The sequence below is a fragment of the Saccharopolyspora soli genome (assembly GCF_022678645.1).
Taxonomy (GTDB): Bacteria; Actinomycetota; Actinomycetes; order Mycobacteriales; family Pseudonocardiaceae; genus Saccharopolyspora; species Saccharopolyspora soli.
Map to the genome: position 1 here is coordinate 66,753 of NZ_JALBWV010000004.1, position 18,251 is coordinate 85,003.

General features: G+C 64.7%; 16 protein-coding genes. 4 read left to right on the plus strand and 12 right to left on the minus strand.

The genetic code is table 11. The features are described from left to right. Window positions 1–126: 126 nt before the first annotated feature. From MOQ72_RS04335 to MOQ72_RS04355, 5 genes are all read right to left on the minus strand, one after another. Window positions 127–1,785 carry an acyl-CoA dehydrogenase family protein gene (locus MOQ72_RS04335; protein ID WP_242180663.1) on the minus strand — a complete coding sequence of 553 codons (1,659 nt, stop codon included), beginning with the start codon at window positions 1,783–1,785 and terminating at the stop codon, window positions 127–129. Between the two features lie 330 nt (window positions 1,786–2,115). Then, the gene (locus MOQ72_RS04340; protein WP_242180664.1) at window positions 2,116–2,688 is read right to left on the minus strand and encodes a GTP-binding protein; all 573 of its coding nucleotides are present in this window, start codon (window positions 2,686–2,688) and stop codon (window positions 2,116–2,118) included. Further along, window positions 2,669–3,028 carry a DUF742 domain-containing protein gene (locus MOQ72_RS04345; protein ID WP_242180665.1) on the minus strand — a complete coding sequence of 120 codons (360 nt, stop codon included), beginning with the start codon at window positions 3,026–3,028 and terminating at the stop codon, window positions 2,669–2,671. Before MOQ72_RS04345 ends, MOQ72_RS04340 begins: the two co-directional genes overlap by 20 nt. 2 nt (window positions 3,029–3,030) lie before the next feature. Further along, the gene (locus tag MOQ72_RS04350; RefSeq protein WP_242180666.1) at window positions 3,031–3,468 is read right to left on the minus strand and encodes a roadblock/LC7 domain-containing protein; all 438 of its coding nucleotides are present in this window, start codon (window positions 3,466–3,468) and stop codon (window positions 3,031–3,033) included. A gap of 59 nt (window positions 3,469–3,527) precedes the next feature. Next, window positions 3,528–5,381: a sensor histidine kinase gene (locus tag MOQ72_RS04355; RefSeq protein ID WP_242180667.1), complete on the minus strand. Its 1,854-nt coding sequence runs from the start codon at window positions 5,379–5,381 to the stop codon at window positions 3,528–3,530. A 190-nt stretch (window positions 5,382–5,571) separates the two neighbouring features. Between MOQ72_RS04355 and MOQ72_RS04360 the strand changes: the two genes are divergently transcribed. Next, window positions 5,572–5,781 carry a hypothetical protein gene (locus MOQ72_RS04360; protein ID WP_242180668.1) on the plus strand — a complete coding sequence of 70 codons (210 nt, stop codon included), beginning with the start codon at window positions 5,572–5,574 and terminating at the stop codon, window positions 5,779–5,781. A gap of 409 nt (window positions 5,782–6,190) precedes the next feature. On the opposite strand, the gene MOQ72_RS04365 is transcribed toward MOQ72_RS04360, so the two are convergent. The 5 genes from MOQ72_RS04365 to MOQ72_RS04385 form a co-directional block, all read right to left on the minus strand. Next, window positions 6,191–6,931 (minus strand): NPP1 family protein, encoded by a 741-nt coding sequence (locus tag MOQ72_RS04365; protein ID WP_242180879.1) that lies wholly within the window; start codon window positions 6,929–6,931, stop codon window positions 6,191–6,193. A gap of 380 nt (window positions 6,932–7,311) precedes the next feature. Then, window positions 7,312–8,706, minus strand: coding sequence for a purine-cytosine permease family protein (locus MOQ72_RS04370; RefSeq protein WP_242180669.1), 1,395 nt, complete (start codon window positions 8,704–8,706; stop codon window positions 7,312–7,314). A gap of 714 nt (window positions 8,707–9,420) precedes the next feature. Continuing rightward, entirely contained in the window at window positions 9,421–10,896 is a 1,476-nt protein-coding gene (locus MOQ72_RS04375; RefSeq protein ID WP_242180670.1) for an alkaline phosphatase D family protein, read from the minus strand. Between the two features lie 373 nt (window positions 10,897–11,269). After that, on the minus strand, window positions 11,270–12,025 hold the full coding sequence (locus MOQ72_RS45085) for a FadR/GntR family transcriptional regulator (RefSeq protein WP_242180671.1): 756 nt from the start codon (window positions 12,023–12,025) through the stop codon (window positions 11,270–11,272). A 63-nt stretch (window positions 12,026–12,088) separates the two neighbouring features. Continuing rightward, window positions 12,089–13,429 (minus strand): NAD(P)H-dependent oxidoreductase, encoded by a 1,341-nt coding sequence (locus tag MOQ72_RS04385; RefSeq protein WP_277953536.1) that lies wholly within the window; start codon window positions 13,427–13,429, stop codon window positions 12,089–12,091. A 247-nt stretch (window positions 13,430–13,676) separates the two neighbouring features. Here MOQ72_RS04385 and MOQ72_RS04390 point away from each other — a divergent pair, with 247 nt between their 5' ends. From MOQ72_RS04390 to MOQ72_RS04400, 3 genes are all read left to right on the plus strand, one after another. Continuing rightward, complete coding sequence (locus MOQ72_RS04390; protein WP_242180673.1) at window positions 13,677–13,973, plus strand: hypothetical protein; 297 nt, start codon at window positions 13,677–13,679, stop codon at window positions 13,971–13,973. Window positions 13,974–14,219: 246 nt separating this feature from the next. Beyond that, window positions 14,220–14,771, plus strand: a complete 552-nt coding sequence (locus MOQ72_RS04395; protein ID WP_242180674.1) for a GNAT family N-acetyltransferase — start codon at window positions 14,220–14,222, stop codon at window positions 14,769–14,771. Window positions 14,772–15,293: 522 nt separating this feature from the next. Then, entirely contained in the window at window positions 15,294–16,085 is a 792-nt protein-coding gene (locus MOQ72_RS04400) for a lytic polysaccharide monooxygenase auxiliary activity family 9 protein (RefSeq protein ID WP_242180675.1), read from the plus strand. Window positions 16,086–16,164: 79 nt separating this feature from the next. On the opposite strand, the gene MOQ72_RS04405 is transcribed toward MOQ72_RS04400, so the two are convergent. After that, a complete protein-coding gene (locus MOQ72_RS04405; RefSeq protein ID WP_242180676.1) occupies window positions 16,165–17,730 on the minus strand; it encodes a monocarboxylic acid transporter in 1,566 nt (521 codons plus the stop codon). Continuing rightward, window positions 17,727–18,140 (minus strand): DUF485 domain-containing protein, encoded by a 414-nt coding sequence (locus tag MOQ72_RS04410; RefSeq protein ID WP_242180677.1) that lies wholly within the window; start codon window positions 18,138–18,140, stop codon window positions 17,727–17,729. Before MOQ72_RS04410 ends, MOQ72_RS04405 begins: the two co-directional genes overlap by 4 nt. Between the last annotated feature and the right edge of the window lie 111 nt (window positions 18,141–18,251).

The window sequence follows — 18,251 nt, forward strand, 5'->3', positions numbered from 1 at the left end:
CCGCAGTGCAGCCCGCGTGGGCTGACGTACATCAGTCCGCGCGAGCCGCACCGCTTGCAGGTCATCGTTGTGCGGCGGGATCACGGCGTCGACGGCAGACCTCGGATCGCGCAGCAGTGGTCGCCGTCAACGCACGAGCAGCGGATCCACCCAGTGTTCTTCGTCCGGCCTGCGCTGGTCGATCTCACCGATCGTCTTCTCGTACCCAGCGATATGGCTCAACAGACTCGACCGAGTCGGGAGCTCCAGCCCTACGTCGCGCCGTGCTTCCCTCAGCCGCTGGCGCAGTTTGTGCTCGCACCACTGGGCTGTGTACTCGTGCATCGGGGATCGGGTCGCCGTCGAACTTGTCAATGCTGCTAGGACAGACCAGCACAGCAGGTCTCCGAGCACGTTGTGGAGGATGTGCTGCTCCTCCTGCTTGGTGGCGGCGTGGCGGGTGGTGAACGAAGCGGCCTCGTCGATGAGGTTGGTTACCTGCGGGGACGCGGGGAGGGCGTGGACGATCTCGGCGAAGCTGGCCGGGTTGCGGTGGATCATCTTCCCGACGTAGACGGTGATGGCCTCGGTCGCTCCTTCGAAGATCCGGAAGAGGCGGTAATCCCGGAAGAACGGCCCGAGGATGTTCGTGTCCAGGAAGCCCCGCGCTCCCAGCGTCTGCAAGCTGCGGTCGACGACGGTGAACATCTCTTCTGTCGCGACGATTTTCGCGACGAAGTACAGCAGCTCTGGCGGCTGCACGCCCATGTCGAGCTGGGACGTGATGTGATCGAGCAGTGTCTCCACCGCCTGTGTTGCGGCCACCGCGTCAGTGAGAATCTGCTGGGTCCGGCCATTGTCCACCAGCAGGCCCGTGGCGACGGTCCGGCGTGTGGCGTATCGCGCCGCCACCTCCAGTGATCGTTTCATCGCTCCGATGCTGCCTGCGGCGAGAACGAGCCGCGCGAGCATGAATGCCGCGTTCGCGGCATTGATCCCCTCGTCTTCAGCGCCGAGCCTCCAGTCCGCTGGCACTCGCATGTCCTTGAAGGTCAAGGTGTTCTGCGGCACAGCCTTCAGGCCCAAGGTCAGCACCTCGGGGCCAGCGGTGAAACCAGGGGTGGTGGTGTCGACGACGAAGCCGGTATATCCCAGTGGCTTGCCGTGCTCGTCGTAGAGCCGGGTGAAGACGTTCAGGTACCTGGAAGCGGCGCCGAGGCTGATCCACCGCTTCGTACCGTTGATCGTATAGCTGCCATCCTGGTTCCTGGTCGCACGGGTGGTCATGCCGCGCAGGTTCGAGCCCATGCCAGGTTCGCTGGCCGCGCTCGTGGTCAGGCTTTTCCCCTGAGCCAGCAACGGAAGGATGTCCGCTTTGACGCTTTCAGACGCGTGCTGCATGATCGGCGGGATGCCGACCGCGTTCTGCACGGCGGTCATGACGAACAGGTTGCAGTCGATGGCTCCGAGTTGTTCCATAATCCGGAAAGTGTCTCGGTAGCTTAATTCCTGTCCCTGGTACTGGCGTGGAACTTGGAGTCCCAACAGTCCGACGCTGGCGAAATCGGGCACTACGCCGAGGTCGATGGATCGACGTTCGTCCATTCGTCGCGAATCGAGTCGTTCCCGCGCGTACCAGCGGAGAAACTCCAGTATTTCCACGGCTTTGCTGGACAACATTGCGGTTTCAGCAGGGGAGGTTAAGCCTAGTTCTTCATTCGAGGTCCCGTTGAAAGCGCGCTCGTTTAAGCCTGATGTCACTGCTCCTCCGGTGGACTTGGTGCGACCGCGTCGGAAGGTGTACATGGAGTCACACGGTACGTCAGCGTATGTTCCGATAGTACCGGCACTTGGGGATGCGGCTCCGTGGAGTTCGTGACAGAACGGAGTCAACGGAGACGATTCTCCTACGTGGATCGACCTAGTAACGCTTTAATGCCCGCAGACGATGATAGGTGGCGATTTACATTTGTCCACAAAGGACATTAAGGCTCACGCAACGATTCGCCCTCCGTCGACGCACACCGCGGGTGCCGGAAAACGCCGCTGAGGCTGCCGAACTGGCAGCCTCAACGGCGATGGCCGAGCGTGTCGAAGGTGGTCACGAGGGCCTTCCTGCCACTGTGGGCATGCCGTCTACGCGGGACGTGTTGCGAGGACGTGCTCGGTCAGGTGGATCAGCATCGACGCCGCGGAGCGCTTGTCGCGGGCGTCGCACATCATGATCGGCACGTGGCGCTTGATGTCCAACGCTTCGCGCACCTCCTCGGGTTGGTACCGAAAGCCGCCGTCGAATTCGTTGACCGCGACCAGGAAGTCGATGCCGCGCCGTTCGAAGAACTCGACTGCGGCGAAGCAGTCCTCCAGTCTCCGGGTGTCGGCGAGGACGATCGCTCCCAGAGCCCCGCGCACCAGGTCGTCCCACATGAACCAGAACCGCTCCTGTCCGGGGGTGCCGAACAGGAAGAGGACGAGGTTCTGCGGGTTGAAGGTGATGCGCCCGAAGTCCATGGCGACGGTGGTGGTGGTCTTGTCGCCCACGCCCGCCAGGTCGTCGGTGCCGACGCTGGCGATGGTGAGCGTCTCCTCCGTCGTCAGCGGTTCGATCTCGCTGACCGACCGGACGAACGTGGTCTTTCCGACGCCGAACCCGCCCGCGATGAGGAACTTGAACGCGGTCGGGAACGCCTCAGAGTTGTTGGAGACCAAGGAGCAACGCCTCCAGTTGTTCTCGATCGGGCACGTCGTCGGGGACACGGGTGGTGACGGCTCCCCAGTCGATGAGGTCGGAGAGCAGGACCTTGGTGACCACGGCGGGCTGCCGCAGGTGGGCCGCGACCTCAGCGACTGAGGTGGCGAACTGACAGAGTTCCAGCATTTTGGCGTGCACGGGCTCGATCCGCTCGGGCGCCAGTCTGCCGGTAGACCGGACCATCGACTGCAGCGTGAGCTTGGCAGTCGGCTTGGTTCGGCCATTGGTGAGCGAGTACGGACGCAGCAGGGGACCGGCCTCGTTGTCGAGCCAAAGTTTGTCCGGGGGAACCGACATGATCACCCACCCAGGTCGGCCACACCTGACGCGGTCGGTTGCCGCGTTGGCGTGGTCAGATGCGCAGGAACCCGTTTGACGAGTTGGGCGATTTCGTAGCCGAGCACACTGGCGTCGGCGTCCGGGGACGTGAGGACGACGAGGACCGCGCCAGGACCGGCTGCCGAAACGAAGAACACGAGGCCGTCGAATTCCGCTACGACCTGGCGGACGCCGTCACCCGCGCCGAAGCGGCGTCCCCCGTTGCGAGCGAGGGAGCATTGCGCAGCGGCCCACGCGGCGAGAGCATCCGCATCGTCGGAATCCAGACCGTGGTAGTACCGCTTCAGCCCGTCTGTGGACGCGAGGAGCGCACAGCGGGTGTGCGGGACTCGACGAAGCAGGTCCGCGAGCAACCAACTGAGATCCGATGCCTGGCCAGCGGCCACATCATTGGCCATGGATAGATGTCTCCTTGAAATCAATGCGGGGAGGACGAGTGGCGGTGCGCTCGGGCCGGTCAGACGCGGTGATCGCCCGGACCGTCGCTGTCGCGGGCGCCGCCCTCGACGCCCTGTCGGTAAGCCGCCCACAAACCGGGGTTGAGGCCGCCACGCGGTCCATTTGGAGAAGTGGGGCCCCCGGCGAGTTGGGGAGCCACATAGGTCTTGGTGCGGTCGCGTTTCGGCAGCGGAGGACGCTGGTCGTTGTCGCTCGGTCGGTAGCTGGTGGCATCCCCAACCGCGGTCGCGGGGTCGGACCCGAATCCTGGAGGGCTCGCATACCACCGCGCCGTGTCCGAATCACTCGATGCAACAGGCTGGTCCGCGTCGAGGTAGCGACGCGGGGCAGGCTGATCCGCGTCGAGGTAGCGACGCGGGGCAAGCTGGTCCGCGTCCACATAGCGAGGCGCGGAAGGCCGATCCGTACGAGCCCGGTGCGCGCCACGACGCCCGCCCGCACCTTCGCGGTCGGAAGCCGACATCGACGCCCTGGACACCACTTGCGGGACAGCGGTGTCGGATTGCGGCTCGGACAAGACACCGGCACTCAGGACAGCAGTGCCGGAATACGACTCCGACAGGGCAACCGCACTCGGAACGGCCTCGATCTCCGCAGGAGCGCTCTCTGCTTCCTCGGTTTCCGGGTCACCCAACATGCTGCGGGGAATCACGACGTGGGCGTCTGTTCCGCCATACATGTTGTTCTCTAGCTCGACAGCGACGTGGTGCCGCTGGGCCAGTTGAGCGACCACGTACAGGCCGATCCGACCGTCCTTGAGCCGCTCATCGCGGTCCACCGAGCCGGGGTTGGCGAGAAGGGCGTTCAACTGGGCCCGATCGTCTGGCCTGATGCCCAGTCCGCGGTCCCGAATGTCGATGGCCAGCCCAGCAGTAACCCGCTGGGTGCTCACCGTCACTTGGGTGTCGGGTTCCGAACACGCGGTGGCGTTCTCGACGAGTTCGGCGACCAAGTGGATGACGTCGGCGACGGCATGGCCGTGCACCGTGCCGGGGACCGGCGGTATCACCTTGACTCGGGCGTAGTGCTCGACCTCGGCGACGGCGGAGCGCAGCACCGTGTACATGGCGACCGGCCGACTCCACTGACGCCGCGGCATCGAACCACCGAGCACGGCGAGGCTTTCCGCTTGACGGCGCACACCGGTCACGAGGTGGTCGACCGCGAACAACCCCTTGAGCAGGTCCGGGTCCTCCACGAGTTGTTCGAGCTCATCGAGTCGCTGGATCGCCCGGTGCGCGAGGGACTGGACTCGCCGAGCGATGTTGGCGAACACCGCGACGGTGGGATCAGCACCGACACCGGAAACGTGCTGCACGCGAACCACGGCGAACTCGATGGCGGCTTGGGCCTGCCGAACCTCGTAGGAGAGGAGTTCGAAGGGATGGCAGCCCGCGGCAGGTTCGTCGACGGGCCATCGCGGAGCTGGGTAATCGCCCCCGCGAACCCGTTCCAGCAGTTGGGGAAACTCCTTCTTCCCCTGTTCGACGGTGGAGCGCAGGTCGTCGATCCACTGCTTGGTGTGCCGCTCGGAGTCCTCGATCCACCGTTTGGAGGTCTGGACCGATTCGTCGATTCGCTGGTCGATTATGCTTGCGGTGGCCCTGACTCGGAAGACGGCAGTGGTCACGATGGCCGCGCAGCCCACGATCCCGCCACCGAGCACCGCGTACTGAAGCCCGGGGGAAGGGTTCGTGGTCAGCAGGACCGAGGCGGCGATTCCCAGCAGCGCCATCGCAGCCAAGTGGAACATCACCAGCCGCAACAACTGGCTCCGCAGGTCATCGTCCGTGCCGTGCCATGACACCGGCAACCGCTCAGAACCCGTGGCAGATAAAGGGAGTTCAGACATCAGCGTCCTTGGTACGGGGGAATAATCGGCGACGGGCACGCCTGTCCATGGTCGGGGACGTCACCGCTGGGACCACTGGTGCTCACTATTGTTGATCAACATATCAGCGACGGTGATTCTAGCGACACAAAAGCAAGCTGAATAGGCAGGGGGCTCACCCCTCCAGAACACCTCGATTTCCGGTCGCGACGTGCGCAAACACAATCTCGAACCAGCGGAGTGCCTGCTCCGCTGGTTGGTCGGTCGCAACTTCCAGAACGACACGGCGACCCTGTGCCCCCGGTCACCGAAGCCCGAGCCGGTTACCGACCGCAAGGCCGAACTCGCCGCGGCCGACGCCTGCGACATCCTTGTCGTACACCCTGACGTGGCGCGACGGTTCCTTCGACTTGAGCGCTGACCGGCAGCCGCGGCAAAAACCCCTACTGACAGCGACTCTCGATTGCTCCATTCGGGTATATCTGGCTCCTGCGGCAGAACTCACTTCCACAGCGCCAACTTCAGCACGAGTCGGAGTGGTTTGAACCACGACACCTGATTCCGCGTGTCTTGTGCCGCCTCGGGGAGCGCCTGCGGCTCCCCTGGATCCGCGAGTTCGAGTCCGTGGCGCGAAGACCCGGACCGCATCAGCTTCCGGCTGACTCCCCCGTACCACCAACAGCGGCACCCGGCTAGCGCGCAGGAGTCGGACAACCAGCGTCCGATTGTTCGCGTTGTCACGGAACGTTTGGAAAGGCCACCGCTGATGAAATGGCGCACCGGGTGTCCCTCCCGTCGGGAGCGACACCCGGTGCGCAGTCGAACTGCCATCATTCGTTGGGATTGAACGGAATGCCCTCCGGCTTGGCGCTTTCGAGGTTGCCCGCGAAGGCGCTGTCCTTGATCGCCAGGCTCGCGCTGCCGAAGTCGGCGGATGTCAGCTTGTCCCGTAGGCCGTCGGGGAAGTTGTCCCAGCTGACCAGATCCGGGTACTGCCACGTCCCGTAGTGGTTCTCCGGCTGTTCGTCCATGTTGGCCAGGCGGAACGCGTGGGTGCCGGGGCCGTCCTTGTGGTAGATGATCTTCGGATGGGTCCCGTCCCAGGCGACCTGGGAACTGGGGTACGTGGAGTAGTCACCGTGCGCCGACGTCGAAACGTATTGCGCCTGGTCCTGGTAAACCCACACCACGACGTGCTCGATGTCGTGCCGGTGGCCGCCGAGGCCGCTGCCGTCCACGGCTTGATCCTTCTCGAAGTACAGGTCGTAGAGGTAGGCGCACCAACCGTTCTGGTTGCACTTGGAACGGGAGTAGGAGTTGGTGTTGTCGAGGTCGGATTGGTCGTGGCAGTTCCCGTTGACCGCGCCGGAGGGCTCCAACCCCGGCGCGATCGTGCCATCGGAGCCGATCGCGGGAGTGGGGTAGCAGCCGTCGCCGTCGTAGTCGAAAGCGGGTTGCCATTTGGCGTCGGCTTCCGCGGCGCTGCCGGGCAGCGCCGAAGGTGGATCCGCTGAGGCATAGGCCGGGGGCAGTGCGAGCAGCAACACGGCAGCACCGGCGAAGGCGCGGATGACGAACGCCGACTTCCCGGCTCGCCGCACGCCCTTGCGCTCGACCGGCGATTCTTCTTTGCGCCGGAAAAGGCGTAACGTCTTTCTGGTTCCGTCCACTGTGTCCATAGCAACTACGACCTCTCGATCTTGCCGGTAGGACTCGGCTGATCATAGTTGCTTTCCCAACCCGGACAGCGAATTCGAGTTGAACAGGAACGATCGACTCAATCTCGGCCGATGGATTTCCCATATTCAATTCAGGAGACGAGTCGACGCCGGGAGACGATTGACCTCGCAGGTCGACGTGAGGGAGCCGGGTTTCCGGAGCGGTCAGGCATTTCGCGTGGTGGCCGCCGCAGGAAAACCGGGAACTCCGGTAATGGTGAAAACTCGGCCGGTCAAGCGGCTGAGGACTTCAGTGTCGCGGGCTCGTTCTGGATGCGGTTGCGCACTGCCGCCCAGTAGATCAGGCCAGGCACGGCGAGCCCGAGCAGCCAGGCGATGTCGGCGCCGCCGAGGAATGGCACCAGGAAACCGGTGAAGACGCCGTCGGCGTTGGAGAACGGGATCTGCACCAGGATGCCGAAGAGGTAGGCCACCAGCGCCGGAACGCACCAGCGCCCGTAGCGGCCGTTCGGGTCGTACATGGCTGCCAGTTCGTAGTTCTCCTTGCGCAGCAAGTAGAAATCGATCAGGTTGATCGCGCTCCACGGGGTGAGGAAGTACAGCAAGAAGTGCAGGAACAGCACGAAGTTCGACAGGAAGTCACCGCGGCCGAGCACCGCCGCGACGCCGCCCACCGCCCCGAACAGTCCGATGTAGACAATTCGGGTGCTCGGCGCGAGCATGACCTTCCGGGTGAACGCAGTCAGCGTGGTGGCCACGGTCATGTAACCGCCGTAGATGTTGAGCACGTTGACGGTGAACTTGCCCAGCGCGACTGCCATCAGCAACGGCAGCACCAGGGCCGGTCCGCCGAGCCCGACCACGTAGGCGACCTCGTGCCCCTTGAACGCCGGACCCGCGACGGCGTAGGCCAGGGCTCCGAACGACATCGCCCAGGTCGCGCCGATAGCGGTACCACCGTAGGTCCACCAGAACGTGGCGCGGATCGAGGTGCTCGCCGGAAGATACCGCGAGGTGTCCGCGACGTACGGGCCGAAGGTCAGCTGCCAGGACGCCGTCAGCGACAGCGCGAGCAGGAAAGCTGGCAGATCGAGTTCCGCATCGGCCAACACCGGGCCGAGGTCGTGGGTGGTGAGCAGCCGGATCGTCAGGTACACGAACACCACGACCGACACCAGCGAAGCCAGCCACCCGAAGCGGTGGATCAACCGGTAGCCCACGATCGCGATCAGCGCGGAAAGCCCGGCGTAGACCAGGATGCCCAGGTCGACGGGCAGACCGGTGATCTCGGCGAGCGCCTGACCGCCCAGCACGCTGCCGCTGGCGAAGTAGCCCAGGTACATCAGAACGACCAGGACCAAGGGCAGCACCGCACCGTAAACGCCGAACTGAGCGCGGCTCTGGATCATCTGCGGAACACCGAGTTTGGGACCCTGCGCGGCGTGCAGCGCCATCGGTACGGCGCCGATGCCGTTGCCCAGTGCGACCGCCACCAGCGCCCACAGCGGGTGCAGGCCGACGAGCACCGTCAGCGCACCGGTAACCGCTGCGGTGATCTGCATGTTCCCGGCGAACCACAGCGTGAACAGGCTGCGCGGGTGGCCGTGCCGTTCGCGGTCCGGAACGGGGTCGATCGATCGGCCTTCGATCCGCATCGCTCCGGCCATGTGCCCTCCTCGCGATGGCAACGTCAAGTTCGTTCCATTAGCCGCCGCGCACCCGAGCAGAGCAATGGCCACCACGCACCAGCTGTCCAGAATCCCAGACACACGCCCACTGACCGACACGCACAACGCCGACCTGTTCCGGCTTCCGGTGGGCGGCAGTTGTCCTGGACCGGGCCGCCCTGAGTGAGCCCGACAGCGCCGCAGCCGAAGCGACGGTCCAGGAAGCCAATCTCCACCGGAGATCTGCGGCGGATGGTCCGAGATTTCGTGAGAATTCTCGCCCCTTCCCCGATCAGTCCCGACGCGGTCCCGCCGACACCCCAGCCCACAACGCCGAAGTCGCCCAACGCCATGGCGACGGTTGCGCACCGATCACGCAACAGCAGCCACCGCCACCCCCAGACCGAACCCCCAGCCACCATCCGCCCAGGCCACGGCCCGGAGGGTGACAGGAAGGTTCCCATGCTACGAAAACGCGGCGGCCGAACCGCACGAATCCGCCGCTGTCCAGCAGCGCGAGCGACTCGGAGCGATCCGCCCCACAGGGTCTTAACTCCATAACCGTCGGGAGCTCGCTGGGATCCCCAAGAGGCCGTAGATCGAGACCGCGTGCAGCTTCGGCACTCTGGCGCGACTGGCCGAGGCGTTGGATGCGCCAGTGTGCGCAGGGCTGACACCGAGCCAGTCGTCACCTACAACACTCTGAGTTCTGATTCACCGCTGGTCGGCTTGAGGGCGTCCCGACTCGATCATCCAGGACGAGACGGTGCGCACGGCACCACCGGGATCGCTGGTGTCAGCGGCGAGGAAGTCGGTGCGCCACTGGGAGGCATTGATCGTGCAGAGCGTGTATCCGCTGTTCTCGTCGTAGAAGCGGACTTGCGGGTTCTCCGGCAGCGACGGCTTGGTCAGGTGCGAGGTGGAAGCGGCAGACGAGCTGATGCCGGTGGTGAGGAATTCAGTCAGCACCGGCAGGCCGTCGAGGTTCCGGTCCGCTGGAACGTTGTTCACCCACGCGGTATGCCAGTCAGCTGAGAGAAACACCGGATTTCGCGCCCGTGTCTCGGCGAGATCGTCCAACAGCCGCTGCCGAGCCGCTGGATAGCCATTCCACGAGGCGTAATACACGTCCCGGCCCGCACCAGCTGCGAGGTCGTACGGCGTGAAAAGCCCTGCTTGCACGATCGGGTTCCATGCCGTGTCGGTGCTGCTCAAGCTCCGGCGCAGCCACTGCTCCTGGCTCGCGCCGAGCATCGACCGCGCGGGGTCGTGAACTTGCTGGTCATCGCGGAATTGCTGGGTGTCGAGCAGGTGCAGCCGGGCGAGTGCGCCGAAGTCGATGTTGTGGTGGATGCGCATGCTCGGCCCGTTGGGATGGGCAACCGCGGACATCGGGAGGTGTTCGTAAAACGCCTGGTAGGCGGCGGAACGACGATCGGACGGGGTTTGTTCGCCGTCCTCGGCTGCTTCGTCGCTGTTGGGTATCACCAGCCACGGCGCGGACGCGTGGGCGTCCTGCAGGTGCGGGTCGAGCCGGTACAGGGCGTGACGCAAGCGGTAGGACTGCAGATCCGTCGCGTCCGCACGCAGATGGGAGGGGATCTCGGCCAACCGAGGTCGAGCTCCGGTGGTGTAGACGTTCTCGTAGATGTAGTCGCCGACGTGGACAACGAGGTCGAGGTCTCGGACGGCCATGTCCCGGTAAGCGGTGTAGTAGCCGTCCTCGAATCGCTGGCAGGACGCGACTGCCATTCGCAACGTGGACACCCTCGCATCCTCTGCTGGCAGGGTCCTGGTGCGGCCGATCCGGCTCGTCGCCCTGCCGCAGTGAAACCGGTAGAAGTACCAGCGTCCTGGTGCCAACCCGGCAACGTCCACATGCACGCTGTGCGCGGCCTCGGGGAATGCGACTGCAGTGCCTTGCTGCACTACCTTGCAGAACCGTTCGTCCTCGGCAATCTGCCACTGCACCGGCAGAGCACGCGGGGCGAGACCACCGTCGATCTCCAGTGGCGACGGTGCCAACCGGGTCCACAGCGTGACTCGCGTCGGAGTCGGCGCACCGGACGCGACGCCGAGCGTGAACGGATAGCGATCCCACTCCCCGATGGCGACGCCGGTGCCGAAGTAGAGGCCCGCAGCGGCACCGAGCCCGCCCCCAAGCACACCGCGCCGCCCGATTCGGATCACAACACCGACCCTCCCCACACCTCACACCGCGAGCAGAAAACCAGCCGGACATGAACGGCCGACACGCCCGCCATGAACACCACGCTGCCGACCGATGCAGCATGGGAACCTTCCTGTCAGTTTTGACAGGAAGGTTCCCATGCTCCTGGTCGAACTCGCCCGGCGAGCGGCGTCCAGCCATCAGGACCATCCACTGTGGTTGCCTTCGTGATGCCGCTGATGATGTCGACCGCACGGCGCTGGTCGAGCTCGGCGGAGCGACAACGTCAGCCGCGATGGTCTGCCCCATAGCCGTATCCGGCAATGCCGTGGAGCTGCGCGGCCCGAATAAGGGCCAAGTACCCCGCCCGATTGGCAGTCGGAGAGGTCCCGGTCAGCGGGTAGGCCGGGAAGTTCCGCCGGTGAACGGTTCGACTTCGTAGAAGTCGTTGATGTGACGTCGGACGAGGTCGACCGCCCGTGATGCGTCGCGCTCCTCGATAGCCCGCACGATTTCTCGATGTTCGGCGCGCACCGTCTTCGCGGTCTCCTGCCAGTCGGCCAGCCGCTCGTACGCGTCGATCATCCGCCGTTGAATGGCGGTGCGCAGGGAACTCATCAAGTAGGAAGCCAGCGAATTGCCGGTGGACTCCGCGACACGCACGTGGAATTCGGTGTCGAGCCGGTTGAAGTCGCGGGCGGTGAGCTCCATCGCGTCCATCTGGTCCAGGATGCCCCGCAATGCCTTGTGATCTTCGACGGTGGCGTTGCGCGCGGCATCTGCGACCGCCCACTCCTCCAACATCAGCCGGGTGCGGAGCACATCGGTGTCGCTGAAATGCCCGAGCGCCAACTGCATCTTCAGCAGGATCGTGAAGCCCCCGCCGGGACGGCCGACGAACACTGTCCCGCCATCGGGCCCCCGACCCGGCCGAACGTCGACGATGCCGAGGGCTTCCAGCACCCGCAGCGACTCGCGCAGCGATGGGCGGCTGACACCGAGGAGTTGGGAGAGTTCGCGTTCGCTGGGCAGCCGGTCGCCCGGTGCGAGCAGTCCATCGAGCATCCGCTGCTCGATCTGCGCCATGACCTGCTCATAGGTGCGAACTTTGCGCACCGGCTCCCATGAGCTCTGACTTGCGGAACTCACGCCTCTCCTCGAATTCCAGCGGTGGCGTCGGAGACCGCGTCACCTTGCGGGCGCTGCCCGATGTCAGCCGCGCATTGTTTGCTCCAACTCCCGCCGCAGTTGCACCGCCAGCACCGAATCGTCGACTTCGACATCGGTCCAGCGAAGCACGCCGCCTTCGGGAACGTCATTGCACAGTTTGAACCCACGCGCCAATCCCATGGGCAGCGCATTCAACTCCAGCGACGCCGCGGCTGGAGCAAGCTTGCCGTAGACCATGTAGCCGCCCTCGCCGTCGAGGATTTCCCCGGCCTTGAGCTGGCGTTTGGCCACCGAGATCACGTCACCTCGGAAGCCGGTCGGGCATCCGGTCGCCTCTCCGCGCACTGCCGCCGAAACGACGCTGACACCGAGTTCGAGGCCGATCATGTGGTACGGCCGGTAAAGCGAGCCGTAACGGCCGGTCTCGTCGGTGCGCACGCCGTACTCGGCAAAGCATTGGACCGCGTAGTCAGTGCGTGCCTCGAAGGTGACGTAGACGCCCCAACGCAGATCCCGCACCACTTCGGCGCCGTCGCGGTGCACGCTGGACGCGATTTCCACGGTGCCACGGCGGGTCAACCGGCCGCCGATCTCGGTCGGCCGGAACACAGTCGACAGGTCGTCGATGCCACATGGTGGGAAGAACAATCCTTCGTCCTGCGGGTGCAGCCCGGTGCCGTTTGCCACGGCTGCCATTTCGATCGCCGACTTCGTCCCGTCCAGGAAAGAGTTGAACATCTTCGGGTTGAAGTCCCCGCGGTCCAGCTGTTCCTGCGTGAAACCGTAGTGGTCCCACACCGTGTCCGGGGTGGATGCGTGGTATTCCGGCAGGTACTTCGTGCCCTTGCCCGCGGCCACCACGTCGAAGCCCACGGTGCGCGCCCAATCGACGAGTTCGCAGATCAGTGCTGGCTGGTCGCCGTAAGCCATCGAGTAGACCACGCCAGCCTTCCGGGCCCGTTCGGCCAACAACGGCCCCACCATGCAGTCGGCCTCGACGTTGACCATCACGATGTGCCGACCGGCCTCGATCGCCCGAACCGCGTGATGGGTGCCAGCCACGGGGTCACCGGTGATCTCCACGACCACGTCCAGTCCAGGGGCACCTATCAGCGCATCGGCACTGTCCGTGATGTGCGTTCCGCCGCTGCGCAGCGCCTCGTCGAAACTGGCGGCCACGTAGCGCTCGGCGGGCCAACCGGTGCGATCCAACGCAGCCCGCGCCCGCTCGGGCGACAGGTCGGCCACGCCGACGACGTGCACACCTTCGGTGCTGAGTACCTGGGTGAGGAACATCGAGGCAAACTTCCCCGCCCCGATCACTCCGACCCTGACCGGCCCGACACGCCGAGCACGTTCACCCAACAAAGTGTGGAGGTTCATCGAACTCCTCACCGGCCATACGGTCTGACCAAAACGAAAGCCGAAACTAACCCGACCCCCACACCCCGTCAACCCGCCGCCGAGCTTCGCAGCATGGGAACCTTCCTGTCACCCTTGGCCGCCTATGGCAGCGAGGTCCCTTCATCGCATCCGCTGTTGAGCAGCAATCACGGGCGCCTGAAATATGCGAACGTGCGAATGCGGACTTATTCTCCGGGCATCTCCCAAAGCACCAGGAGTGATCGACATGGCAACCGCGCATCAACAACACGCCGGCCACAACCACACCCACGGCCCAACTTGTGGACACGCAGCAATCCCGCACGAAGATCACGTCGACTACGTCCACGACGGGCATCTACACCGAGAACACGAAGACCACTACGACGAGTGCGAAGCCAGCGAACACGTCGAACACCCTCAGCACGACCACGTCCACGGTGAAAACTGCGGCCACGTAGCGATCCCGCACGGCGACCACGTCGACTACTTGCACGACGAACACCGCCACGCGTACCACGATGGGCATTACGACGAGCACTGATAGAACCGTCTAAGTCCACGCCTGGGCGCTCGACTCGACCGCGCCGGGAACACCTGTTTGATCCGCACGAGAACTCCCGCCGCAACCAGACAACTCCGCTTCAACGAGGGCACCGTTCGCCAACTAATTGAAAATGATTATCATTGCGTCACTGGCACAGGTTTCAGCCGCCTCGGACCGGCAGCAAGGGAACCTTCCTGTCACTCCGAAACGTCACGTACCACCGAATCGACCGGAAAGGACACAATGCAGCACAACCTGGAACACCGCATCGGCGACTACGTCGTCCGCGCTGCCCGACCAGCCGACGTCGAGGGCGCACGGAGGGTCATGCTCGACACCTTCTACAAGGAGTTCGGACACGGCTACGACCCGAGATGGCACGCGGACGTGATCGACATCGAGGACGCCTACCTGCACCATCCCCGGCACGCCCTCTTCGTCGCGGTCCGCGACGAAGAGGTGGCAGCCACAACCGCGGTGCGGGCAAACGGCCCCAGCAGCCCGCCGCATCCACAGTGGATCACCGACCGGTACCCGAGCGGCGAGACCGCCCAACTGTTCCGGGTGTATGTCGACCGCGCCCATCGCCGACACGGACTCGCGCGTGCCCTCGTCTCCATGGCGTGCGACTTCGTCGCCGCAACCGACGGTTACTCCGCGATCTACCTGCACACCAACCCCGCAGTCGAGGGAGCCGAACCCTTCTGGCGCGCGGTGGCAAAGCAGATCCACGACGCACGCGAGGATCCGCAGTACAGCCCGTCGATCCACTTCGAAATCCCGATCCCACACTGAGCCGAAGCCGAACGCAGGATCCCGCCAGCGAGCGGAAGGTTCCCTTGCTCTGACAGTCGGCCAACGCCTCCCTCCGACCCCATCTGCGGCACGGCCGAGCGGGGCCGAACGATCGCAGCCTGGGAACCTTCCGGTCCGCGGTGACAGGAACGTTCCCTTCCTCGCCACCGCGGTCGACCTACATTCACAGTTCGCGGGCTTCGGATACCTCCGAGCCTTGGAGAGAATGGGATCACGCTCGTCCGAACAGCTCGAAGCCACGAGTCCAATTCGTGGTTAAGTCCCATTTATTGCTCTCGTCAGCCATGCTTACATATTTATTCCAGACAACTCAACAAGTCGTCTACCTGCGAAAACAAGCCCTTCGGGCAAGATTTCCCGCGAGCAGCAATAGACATTTTCAGGTGGACTTCGCAGGCTTCGTCGAGTCAATATCTATTCGCCCCGAAACGATGACCCAGTGACCGGCGCGGCGTTGTGTGCGACCGGCGTCGACACGGGCGAATAGCAAGGAGACTCGACGTGAATGTGCGCCGCAAGGCCACCGCAGCCGCTGTTCTCGGCGGCTTGTCCGTTGTTGGCACGCTGCTGGCCCCGCAGGCCGCTTTCGCCCACGGCGACATGCAGGCACCAGCTGGTCGCGCCTACACCTGTTTTCTGGAAGGCGCGGAGAGCCCGGACTCCGAGGGCTGCAAGGGAGTTGTCGCCGAGAACGGCACCGCCCCGATCTACGACTGGATGAGCAACCGGATCGGCGACTCCAATGGCCGACACCAAGAGCTGATCCCGGACGGAAAGCTCTGCAGCGCCAACAATCCGACGTACTCCGGGTTCGACTCCCCGGCCACGGCCTGGCCGACTACCCAACTGCAGACCGGCGACGTCAACCTTGAATTCAAGGCAACCGCCAAGCACAAGGGCGGCTTCCAGGTCTTCATCACCAAGGACGGCTGGGATCCGGCGAAGCCGCTCGCGTGGGGTGACCTGGAGAAGATCGCGGATGTCGCCAGCCCGCAGGAGACCGCCGAGGGCTACTCGATCCCCGTGAAGATCCCGGAGGGCAAGACCGGCCAGCACATGCTCTACACGATCTGGCAGCGCACCGACAGCCCGGAGGCGTTCTACTCCTGCTCGGACGTGGTCTTCGATCAGCAGGGCACTGCGCAGACCGGCGCCCTGGAGGCGCAACAACCCGCGACTGCGACGACGACTTCGCACGACCACTCCACCCATGAGGCGACGCAGCCCACCGCTCCGGCACCCGCCGCCGAAGCACCTTCCTTCTGGGACAAGTTGATGAACTGGTTCGCCTGACCGGGACCAACAGCCCCTGGGGGAGCAAGGGAACCTTCCTGTCAAAGGTGACAGGAAGGTTCCCTTGCTTGCGGAGCGGTCAGGAGGAGCCGATGCCGGTGAGGGAGCGGACTTCCATCTCGGCGGTGCGTTCCGGGCTGACGCGGCCGCCGAGCAAGGTTCCGAGGTAGCCGCACAGGAATGAGATCGGGATCGACACGATTCCGGGATTGCTCAGCGGGAACCATGCGAAGTCCACGCCGGGCAGGACCGAGTCCGGTGATCCGGACACCACTGGCGAGAAGATGACGAGCACCAGACACGAACCCAGTCCGCCGTAGATTCCCCACAACGTGCCTCGGGTGTTGAACCTCCGCCAGAACAGCGAGAACAGCAGTGTCGACAGGTTGGCCGACGCGGCGAACGCGAACGCAAGCGCGACCAGGAACGCGATGTTCTGCCCGTTGACGAGGATTCCGCCCAGGATCGAAGCCACTCCGATCACGAGCGCGGTCAGCCGAGCAACCCGAACCTCCGAGATTGGGTCGGTTTTGGCGCGCTTGACGACGTTGGCGTAGAAGTCGTGGGCGAACGACGCGGACGCGGTCAGCGTCAACCCGGAGACGACGGCGAGGATAGTCGCGAACGCGATCGCAGCGACGACACCCAGCAGCACAGTGCCCCCGATGCGGAACGCCAGCAGTGGCGCGGCGGAATTCTCGCCACCCGGAGCTGCGAGGATCGTCTCGGTACCGTTGACGGCCCCTGCCCCGTACCCGATCACGAGCGTGCAGAGGTAGAACACAGCCATCGTGCAGGTTGCCCAGACCACGGAACGTCTGGCCTGGAACGCATTGGGCACGGTGTAGAAACGCATCAGCACGTGCGGCAGCCCGGCAACACCCAGCACCAAGGCCAGCGACAGCGACACGAAGTCCAACTTGGTCAGCTCGTTCTCGCCGTACTTCGCGCCGGGCGCGAAAATCCGATCTCCCAACGGGTTCTTGTCAGCTGCCTGCTGCAGCAGCGAGGTCAGGCTGTAGCCGAACTTGCCCAGCAGGAACACGGTCATCATTGCCGCGCACAGGATGAGCATGGCCGCCTTGATGATCTGCACCCAGGTGGTCCCCTTCATGCCACCGACCAGTACGTAAACGACCATGACCAGGCCCACGACGGCGATCACCAACGCCTGACCGCTGGAACTGCGCACGTCGAGCAGCAGCGCGACCAGACTGCCCGCCCCAGCCATCTGGGCGATCATGTAGACGGCGGAGATCACCAGTGTTGACACCGCCGCTGCGGCGCGGACCGGCCGTTGCCGCATCCGGAAGCTCAGCACGTCGCCCATTGTGAAACGCCCGGTGTTGCGCAGGAGTTCGGCGATCAGCAGCAGGTTGACCAGCCAACCGACGAGGAAGCCGACCGAGTAGAGGAAGCCGTCGTAGCCGTGCACCGCGATGGCCCCGGCGATGCCGAGGAACGACGCCGCCGACAGGAAGTCCCCGGACAGCGCGATGCCGTTTTGCGCCCCGGTGAACCGGCCACCGGCGGCGAAGTAGTCGGGGGCGCTGTCGACGCTGCTCACGCGGTAGACGATGAACAAGGTGATCAGCACGAACACCCCGAAGATGCCCATGTTGAGCACCGGGTTCGCGTCGATCATCGAGGATCCTCCCCCGTCGCGTTCCGGTACAGCGCCAGCACCCGCGGATCGATCTGGCGTGCCGCGTACCGGAGGTACAGGGCGATGATCAGGATCGTGGTGGCGAACTGCCCGATTCCCATGACCAGCCCGATGTTGACCACGCCGACGAGCCGGATGCTCATGAACTCCGGCAGGTACGCGGCGACGGCGACGTAGCCCAGGTACCAGCTGAGGAACACCGCGCTCATCGGAAATACGAAGCGGCGCAGTCTGGTGCGCAGGTCGAGGAATTCCGGACTCCGCGCGATGGCTGTGTAGTCGGGTGGCGGTGCTGGTGATCGCATCGCGGACTTTTCGATCTCGCCGAAGGTGGCCGCCGGTGCGGCCGCGTCATCGGGCGTCCGCGGCGGCTGGGGTGCGTTGGGCATGCGTCCTTCCAAGCAGTCGACAATTGCATCGACGTGGTTTTCGGCCGATGTTTCGGAGTTCCCCCTGGGTTTTCGCCGATCACCTGGGTTCGCATCGATCCGGCGATATCG